This window comes from Prosthecobacter sp. (genome assembly GCF_044222565.1).
Lineage (GTDB): Bacteria > Verrucomicrobiota > Verrucomicrobiia > Verrucomicrobiales > Verrucomicrobiaceae > Prosthecobacter.
The window spans coordinates 80,628-89,180 of record NZ_JBGANA010000031.1; the positions used below are offsets into that span (position 1 = coordinate 80,628).

Annotated in this window: 3 protein-coding genes; 1 reads left to right on the forward strand and 2 read right to left on the reverse strand. The window is 61.0% G+C overall.

What is annotated here, in order from left to right; all coding sequences use genetic code 11:
• Window positions 1-6: 6 nt before the first annotated feature.
• Window positions 7-5,217 (reverse strand): beta strand repeat-containing protein, encoded by a 5,211-nt coding sequence (locus tag ACILSR_RS29610; protein WP_395753435.1) that lies wholly within the window; start codon window positions 5,215-5,217, stop codon window positions 7-9.
• 96 nt (window positions 5,218-5,313) lie between these two features.
• Window positions 5,314-6,270 carry a FecR domain-containing protein gene (locus ACILSR_RS29615; protein WP_395753436.1) on the reverse strand — a complete coding sequence of 319 codons (957 nt, stop codon included), beginning with the start codon at window positions 6,268-6,270 and terminating at the stop codon, window positions 5,314-5,316.
• 554 nt (window positions 6,271-6,824) lie between these two features.
• Between ACILSR_RS29615 and ACILSR_RS29620 the strand changes: the two genes are divergently transcribed.
• Window positions 6,825-8,387 (forward strand): ArnT family glycosyltransferase, encoded by a 1,563-nt coding sequence (locus ACILSR_RS29620; RefSeq protein ID WP_395753437.1) that lies wholly within the window; start codon window positions 6,825-6,827, stop codon window positions 8,385-8,387.
• Window positions 8,388-8,553 lie beyond the last annotated feature (166 nt).

Sequence of the window (8,553 nt, forward strand, 5' to 3'; positions counted from 1 at the left end):
AGAAAATCAGCGCAATGCGTGGTCGAGCTCCGCCAAACTCTCGGCAGCGATGGCGTTCTGCAGTTTGAGGGTGACAAAGGGACCGGCGGGCACTCCATCGAGGGAGAGGCCCACCATGCCGTCCCATGAAACCACCAGGGAGCCGCCTTCTTCTCCGAGCGCGAGGGCGAGGCCGAGTGCGCCGGGGGCGGAGAGCAGTGCGCGGATGGCGGCCTGTACTTCGGGCGGTGCGGCGGTGCCGGAGGCGTCCATGAGCGCGAGGCCGTTTACATCACTGATGCGGTACTCTCCGATGCCGCCAAGAGCGTGCGCCAGCTCTCCAAAGGCACCCGCCGAAATGCTGGCGCTGAGAACGCTCTCGATGGTGGCAGGAACCGGCCTGTCATTGACCTCCATGGTGATGCTGCCGGAGAGGAACTCCAGACGCGCAGTGCCATCACCACCCAGCGATTGGAACATCAGGCTAAAGGCCTGCGGGCTGGCGCCCTGGGCGAGGAACTGCTGGACATTGAGCGAGGGAAGGGGATCTCCCAGCGTGATGGACTGAGCGCCTGCCTGCACCGTGAGCGGCACTTCCCCTCGGCCGATCGCGCCGATGGCCAGCTCGCTTTGCGCCAGCAGGCTGATGCCCGAAGCGAGCTGCGAGGTGGAGGCTGTGCTGGGCGCGCCTGATCCGGGATCAATGCCAAGCAGGCCGCCCGCATTTTGCAGGCGCACCGTGCCATCGCCACCCAGGCTCATGTTTAGCTCGCGCTCGGCCGTGGCGGAGGTGGAAGAGTTCAGGCTGGACTGCGTGCCGAGGCTGGCGGGGCCGCCGCCGTTCATGGAGCCGGCGCCACCACCACCAACCGTCTGTCCCAGGAATGCCGCTGCAGAAGTCGCACCTGCGAGACCCGCGCCACTGGCCAGCGCACCTGCGGCAGCCTGGATTCCGATGCCGCCCGCTCCAGAGATGGAGGTGGAGTTGAAATTGTTTGTCTGCGAGCCGTTTGAGCCTCCAGGGCCACTGCCCGGTGTGAAGTTTTGCAGGAAAATGTTCGTCACTGGAGAAATGACAGTGCTGGTGGAAAAACCGACGGTGGTGATGGTGCCGAAGCCGGGCTTGGTCAGCGGTGTTGTCACCACCTTGACTCCATCCACAAAAAGCTGGTCATTGCCGCCGCCGCCGCTGAGGTTCTGTGCAAAGGTGTAAAAGCTGGTGGCTGTGTTGTCATTGCCACTGCCAAGGTTAAGCCCGAGGGTGTTCACTCCCTGAAAGGCATACCTGCGGTCCGCCACGCTGACCAGCGAAGCGCCGATGGTGTAGGTCTGCCCCGCCTGCAGATCGCTGTCATTGATCAGAACGACAGCCTGCGGATTGCCCAGGCCATCGACGGTGCCAGATAGCGTGGCCTGATTGGAAAAAACGAACTGATTGCTGCCACCGCTGCTGCCGGTGAGGTTTTCGACGGAGCTGAAATGCAGCGTGCCAAGGGTGCCGGCATTGTTTGCGGTGATCTGAAACACATTGCCACCCGCAGCGCCGATGAGAGTGTCTGCATGACTGGAGCCGATGAGGTTCTCGATGCTGGTGAAACTCGCTGCGCTGATGCTCACGCCGCTGGCGGCTGCGGCAAAAGAGACCGTGTCCGTGCCGCCTGCCCCGTTGACGGACAATGTCGCTGGCGCCTGCGCCAGGAGGATCGTGTCATTCCCGCCGCGTCCGGTGACGGATATGGAAGAGGCAGCCACATGCGTGAGGTCCATGTTTCCACCTGCCGTGAGCTGAAAGCTGCGTGTGGCTATGTCCGACGCTCCCACGAGTGAAGCCGCGGTGATAACCACCGAATGAAACGCCACCGGATGACCCACCGCGCCCTGCAAGGCCACGTCTCCCGCAAGTCCAGCATTGATGGTGAGATCGGGGCCGCTGCTGTTGTCCACGAAGGTGTGGTTCAAGATGCCGCCGAGGGTGATGCCTGCACCATTGATCACGGCACCGCCGTTCGTGCTGTCCAGCAGGGCGCTGGCGGCCAGAGTAACCGGGCTGCTGATGAGGATCCCTCCACCAGCGGTGGTGATGCCGGCAAACAGCACGGTGTTGGAGCCGTTCAGCGTCACCGGACCGCCGAGATCGATAAGCTGCTCGCTGACCGTGATCTCGCCCAGCGTGAGGATGGTCAAAGGCGCACGCCATGTCGCAGCGCGGATCTCGACCGCGCCTGAGGTCGGTGCGCCAATAGTGATGTGGCTGAGGGTTGGCGAGATGGCGCCAATTCCGGCCGAATTGATGAGCAGGGAGCCGGCTGCTCCATCTCCCAGCCCAATGGCGGTTCCAGAGGTGACCGTCCGGATGTACAAATTGCCCGTGCCACCGATCGTGGCCGCGCCTGAGATGCTGATGGTGTCTGTGTTAATGATGGTGGCGCCATTGCCTGAGAGGGCTGTGCCAGCTCCTAGGTCCACACCCGTGTTCTGCGTTCCAGTGCCGGTGCCGCTGCCCGTGATGGTCACTGCAGCGGCAGCGCTGGTGATGGCACTGCCTGCATCCTGCAGAGACACGCCGTAATTGCCGCTGCCACCACCGCCCGCCACCCCGAGCAGGGAAAGGCTGCCCGCAAGAGTGGACGTGGCGGTTGACTGAATGGTGGAGCCGTTTCGCAGGAGGATGCCCGTATTGCCATCTCCGCTGTCGCCACCGTGTCCGTTCAGCTCGATCGCCCCTTTGCCACTGGTGGTGAGCGTGGCGCGGTCCAGAAGAATGCCGGCAAAGTTTCCTCCGGTAAGGTGAAGCAGATCCTGGTTCGCATTGATCACCATTTTGCCATCCACCACGGAGAGCACCGCGCCGGAGTTCACATTCACCTCCCGCATGGCGGTGAGGTAGAGCGTGCCGTCTCCAATGTTGGAAACACGGCTGCCATTCACTTCAATGCCAAAGCCTTGCAAAGTGATCACGCCGCCCTGGGAAGAGAGATCTTTGTTGATGCGGATGTGGTCCGTGTTTGTGGTGATGATGCTCACATCCCGCAGCGCGCTCAGGCCGCTGTCCGCACCAATGCTGCCAATGGTGAGACCAAGCGAGTTCACCAGCTGCAGCGAGCCAATGGAGCCGCTGGTGGCGAGCGTCTGCACGGCATTGTCCGGAGCAGTGAGATAAAAATCCCCGCCGCCTGCGAGCACAAGGCCCCACGAGGAAAGGGTGCCGTGGCCCACCATGCTGCCGCCTGCATTGCGCAGGGTGATGACGCCAAATCCACCTGCATTCAGCGCGCCGCAGCTGTCCAGCAGCAGCGCCACTGCGTTGGTTGCGCCGTCATTCAATCCGGAGAGAGAGATGCTGCCGCTGTCCGTGATGATCTGCCCGCCGATGTAAAGAGCCTGGTCGGCGGCATCGAAGGAGGCGGCATTTTGCCCGGCGGTGAGGGTCACGTTGCCCGAATGCGTGAGAATCTGTGCTCCTGCCAGAATCTCCACTGCGCGACCGGCGGTGATGTCCACACTGCCGCTGCCCAGGGCCTGAATAAGACTGTCGTTCGCTCCGCTCTGCGTCGTCATGATGAAATCGCGGTCGGCACGAATGGTCAGCGAAGCGCTGGAACTCCACTGGATGGCGCCTTGCAGCGTGATGTTTCCCACGCCTCCTCCTGCAGTGCTGTTGGTCTGGATGATGAGATTGCCACTGCTGGCGTCCAGCCACTGCGAGATGTCGCAGGCTCTCAGCGTGTTTGCCTGGGCGGGATTGGTGATGGTATTTCCTGCCACGCTGTCGGAAATCAGGATGTCATTGGGATCGAGCAGCAGCGTGCCCGCGCGGCCCTGCGGAGCACTGAGGTCGATGTGGCCGGTAAGCGATTCGATAATGAGCGACTGCTTCCCGGAAATCTCCGCCAGGCCGCCATTACCGCCAGCGGCTCCTCCGCGTGCCTGCACCGCCCCCAGGAAGTTCAGCGTATCGCTGGCAAAAGCCACCACTGTGCCGCCATTGCCGCTGCGGGTGGCATTGGCTGAAAGGACCGCTCCTTGCTGAATTTGCACCTGCGTGGAATTCGCGAGGCTCGGGTCCAGCCCCTGCGCACCGCCGCCGGCAAAGATGCTGCCGCCGCCCGTGGCTCCGCTGGCGCTGATGAGCGCCTCACCACCGAGCGTGAGCGATGCGCCGCCAAGACGAATGACGCCGCCCCCGCCATTCGCAGAATCCGCATGGATGTTGCCTTCGATGATGGTGCTGAGCATCTGCTCAGCACCCTGCGGCGTGGCATTGATGTCGATCTGCCCGCCTGCGGTCCCACCATCGGCGGTGATGGGGATGGCACGTCGTACGGTCACCTCGCCGCCGCTCACGGCGATGCTGCCGCCTTTGCCCGTGGTGCCGTTGGCATCCACCCGCCCGCCGCTGAGCGTGACTCTGCCCTTGCTGCCTGCACTGATTCTGATCTGCCCGCCATTTCCCCCAGGTCCCCGTGCCACAAGTGTGCCACGATTTTCAACAGCCCCGCCGTTTGCACTCAGGATGATACGTCCCCCCTGACGCGTGACGGCCGTGGCGGCAACACGGCCAGTATTCCGAATGGCCAGCGCATAGATATTTCCGCCGTGCGCCTTCAGTTCCGCCACATTCGCCTCGATGAGGCCGCTGTTGTTCACTCCCGTGCGGCGCTGCGGGCCTGCGGCATTGCGCACGATCACGCGTTCATCTCCCACAGCGCGGATGAGCACATCCGTCCCGGCCGCGAGGCCCACGGTGCCGTTCGGCGCGCGGATGCTGCCGGAGTTGTTCACTTGATAACCGATCAGAAACACATCGCCGCCGGATTTGATGGAGCCCGCGTTTGTCACGCCCGCCGAGCTGCTACCAGAAAATACCATGTCGCCCCCGGCCATAAAGCTGCGGTTTCCCAGATCCAGCGTGGAGGCCGTAAGCCCCGCCACGTCCACCACGGAGCCCTGACCAAAGACGATGCCACTAGCGTTGATGAGGAACACCTGGCCGTTCGAGGTGAGCGTGCCATCCAGCAGGGAAGGTCCCCCGTTCAGCACACGGTTCAGTGTGGCGGAGGTCACGTCCGGCACGATGAACTGCGTCTTCTCTCCACTTCCGATGTTGAAGGTGCCCCAGTCGATGACAGCCCGGTCTGTCTGCTGATGAATAGTCGTCAATCCTGGCACACTGCTCTGGATCTGCGCGTCCCCCAGAACGACGACACCGCCGGTGGGGTTCGCGGAGATTCGAGCCACTGATGCCAGAAGCAAAATCCATAACGCGCCACCCTGAACGAGGGCGCGAGCAGTCCTAAAGTTTGGACATCCCAAGGCCATTCCGTGAGTGCGGTATTATTGCTGAGGCTTGGTAGCGGCAGGGGCAGCAGACGCCGTTTCCAGCGGGACGATCACGACTTCGCCGTCCTTTGTCTGCACGTAGCCTTTGCCGTTTTCGACCGAAACAGAATAGAAGGCGCCTTTTGCAACGGCTATGCCGCTGGGCGTCTTGATCTTGAAATCCATCTTGCCCGAGCTTTCCGGCTTCACCAGTGCGCCCACGGTACCGTTCTTCAGGTCCAGCAGCACTTTGGGCGCTTCCTTGGATTCCACGATCTCTGCCACCACTGCCTCTGAGTCCGGCCCCAGCCGAATCGCGGAAGTCGTGGTCATGGTCACCGTGGCATGGGAGTCTGCGCCGGTCTTCAGCGTGCTGCCCACCTCGACGATGTCGCCCTCTTTCAAAACGTGCTCGGCTTTTCCTGGAGGTGTTTCGGTGACCTTGCCGCTGATGATCGTCACCTTGCCCATTTGCGGTGCCATTTTCTTCACGTTGGCCGGAGTCACATCCACCTTGCCATGCTCCACTTTGACGAAGCCCTTCCCGTCTTCCACAGCGACCGCAAACATCGTGCCGCGCGCTGCTGCGATTCCGCTCGGAGTCTTCACCTTGAAGTCCATCGTGGACTGTGCCTGCGGCTGAATCAGCGCACCCAGGCTGCCGGACTGGAGATCCACCAAAACTTTCGGAGCGGTATCAGAGTCCACCAGTTCAGTAAACACCGCCTGTGAATTCTCAGCGATGCGAACCGCCGACTGCTTCGTTGTCTTGATGACTGCACGTGATGCCGAGCCGGTCTTCACCGTCGAGCCGATAGGCACCGCATCTCCCACTTTCAAAGCCACCTCAGAGCCCCCGCCGAGCGGTACCAGAGTCACCTTGCCAACAGCCACCGCGACCGTGCCGGTGGAGTCTGCAGCCAGCCCGTGCACCGTAAGGGCAAAGACCATGATGGCGACAAGGAGTTTCATCGGATGGAACGTGTAATGATGCATAAGGAAGTCAAAAGGTTAAATACCCGCAGTGCAGCAATGAATCGCTATTTTGCGGCATTCTCAAGATTTACTATAGCATCTATTAAGGGATATGCGCTTGTAAGAACCTCGTAAGGTATTCGGGAGAATCGTGCGGAAATCCCCGGGGGGGATGGCAACCTAACGCGGGGAACACGCTGCCCAGCACCCAAAGGGATGCCGCACAGATACCTTCTGGGGATCTGCCGAGTCGGTCATGAGCAGTCATTCTGGTAACGTATGGCATCAAAACACATCTTGCGGCGCAGGGGCTTCGAGAGCTTTCGTACTCCCAGGCGAAGGCATTCCCATGGATCCATTCGATTGCTCAGGTTGGTTAGCGTGTTTTCTCTCAGCATCGCTTGCTGAATGCTTACAAGGCAGAAGAAATCTTCCCTTCCGTAATTCTTTGCTTTACATGCGGCCATGCAAAGTGCTTTGAGAAGCACTTTCGGATGTCCAACAGTCAATCCTCTCCCAAATCGGGCTCAGCCGTTGCAGCCGGGCTCGTAGTGCTAGTAATCTCCATCGTTTTCACCCTGTCGTTTGCATTTGGCGCGGGAGGCTTTTCCTCAGATCTCGGGGGCGATCCCGATGAAGCGGCGCATGCGGTCACATCGTTGATGCTGCATGACTATCTGGACGGCGGTCTTGGCCAGCACCCGATGCGCTTCGCCAAAGATTACTACGCTGATTTTCCGCGTGTCGCCCTGGGGCACTATCCGCCGCTGTATTACGTCATAGCCGCTCCGCTGCTGCTTTTGCACAACAGTGTGGGCACGCTGCTGGTTTTTCAGGCGCTGACTCTGTCCCTGCTTGCTTTCATCACCCATCTTCTGGCCTCGCGTTTTCTGAAGCCGCTGCTCGCCGCAATCGTCAGTCTCTCGGTGGTTCTGCTGCCGATCGGATTGAAACTGACTCTGTATGTAATGTCTGATATTCTGCTGGCGGTTTTCTGCCTCTGGGCATCGCTGCTGTGGGCATGGTATCTGCGGGCCCCCTCAGTGAGACGTGCGCTGGTTTGGGGGTGTGTGGCAACAGCGGCCATTCTGACGAAAGGATCCGGCATGGGTTTGTGCCTGGTTCCGCCGGTGGCCACACTGCTTTCCGGAAAGTGGCGGCTCATCTTTAAGTGGTCGTGGTGGAGCGCGGCCCTCCCCGTGGCTTTGTTCGCAGGACCCTGGATGCTCTATTCCACCGGGATCTCGAAAGAGGGAATGACCCAGCTCACGCCATGGCAGTATTTCCTGCAGGCCGTTCCATTTCATCTTGCCGCCATGCCGGCAGTCTTCGGCTGGCCGTTCACGATTCTCTCCGCAGTTGGAATCGTGCGCGCCTTCATGGCCGGAAAACGCGGAGGCAATCTTCTGCCGGAATCTGCCTCTCTCGCAGGGATGGCGCTCGGCACGACCCTCGTGCTTCTGCTGGTGCCTGTGGGGCTGAGCACCCGATACATGCTCACCTTGGCCCCTGTGGTGCTGATTGCCGCCGCCTACGGTTTGGAAGGTCTCCCATGGTCAAAGCCAGGTTCTTCGAGTGGCAAAAGTGTTTTATTCACCGCTTTGATCGCCGTCTTCCTCTTCAACACCGGTTTGCCGGTGAAGGAAGTACATGGGTTTGGCCAGGCGGTTGAGAAGCTGGGGCTGCCGAATAAGGGTGAAAGCAAGCAGAACTGGCTGATCGCCTCCGACCCGCGTGGCGAGGGTGCCGTGATTGCTGCAGGGGCCTTCGGATGTCCGCAACGGTCTCCATCTCTGCTCCGCATTTATCGTGGCAGCAAAGAGCTCGCCTCGAGTGACTGGATGGGACGTGATTACCGGTCACAGTTTGCGGATGAATCCGCCATTCTCAAGCACCTCGACGAACTGCAGATCACCCGTGTGCTTGTGGACCTGTCCGTGCCCGAGACCAAACGCACGAAGCACGAACAGCTCCTCCAGGCAGCCATGCAGTCAGCCCCCAGTGTTTGGGCGCTCGACTTTGACCAGCCAATCACTCGGCAGCCTGGGGCCACAGGGAAATTGTCCGCCTACAAAAGGCTCCTGCCAGTGGTGCAGGACAAAGCCCCGAATTAGGCCGGCTTCCTTGCCGTTACCCGGAGCTAGACCAGTTCTCGAAAAGATTGTCATTTTGACCGGCGAGCGCAGCGGCCCCAGTGGCAAGGCGGGAGCGCCGCCTGCTATTTGAAAATAACAGGCAAGCGACCAACGCAGCCAATGGGGCCGCTCCGCCGCCCGGGCA

Coding starts and splice junctions, on each gene's coding strand:
- ACILSR_RS29615 (WP_395753436.1), bottom strand. CDS start 6,270: ATGAAACTCCTTGTCGCCATCATGGTCTTTGCCCTTACGGTGCACGGG.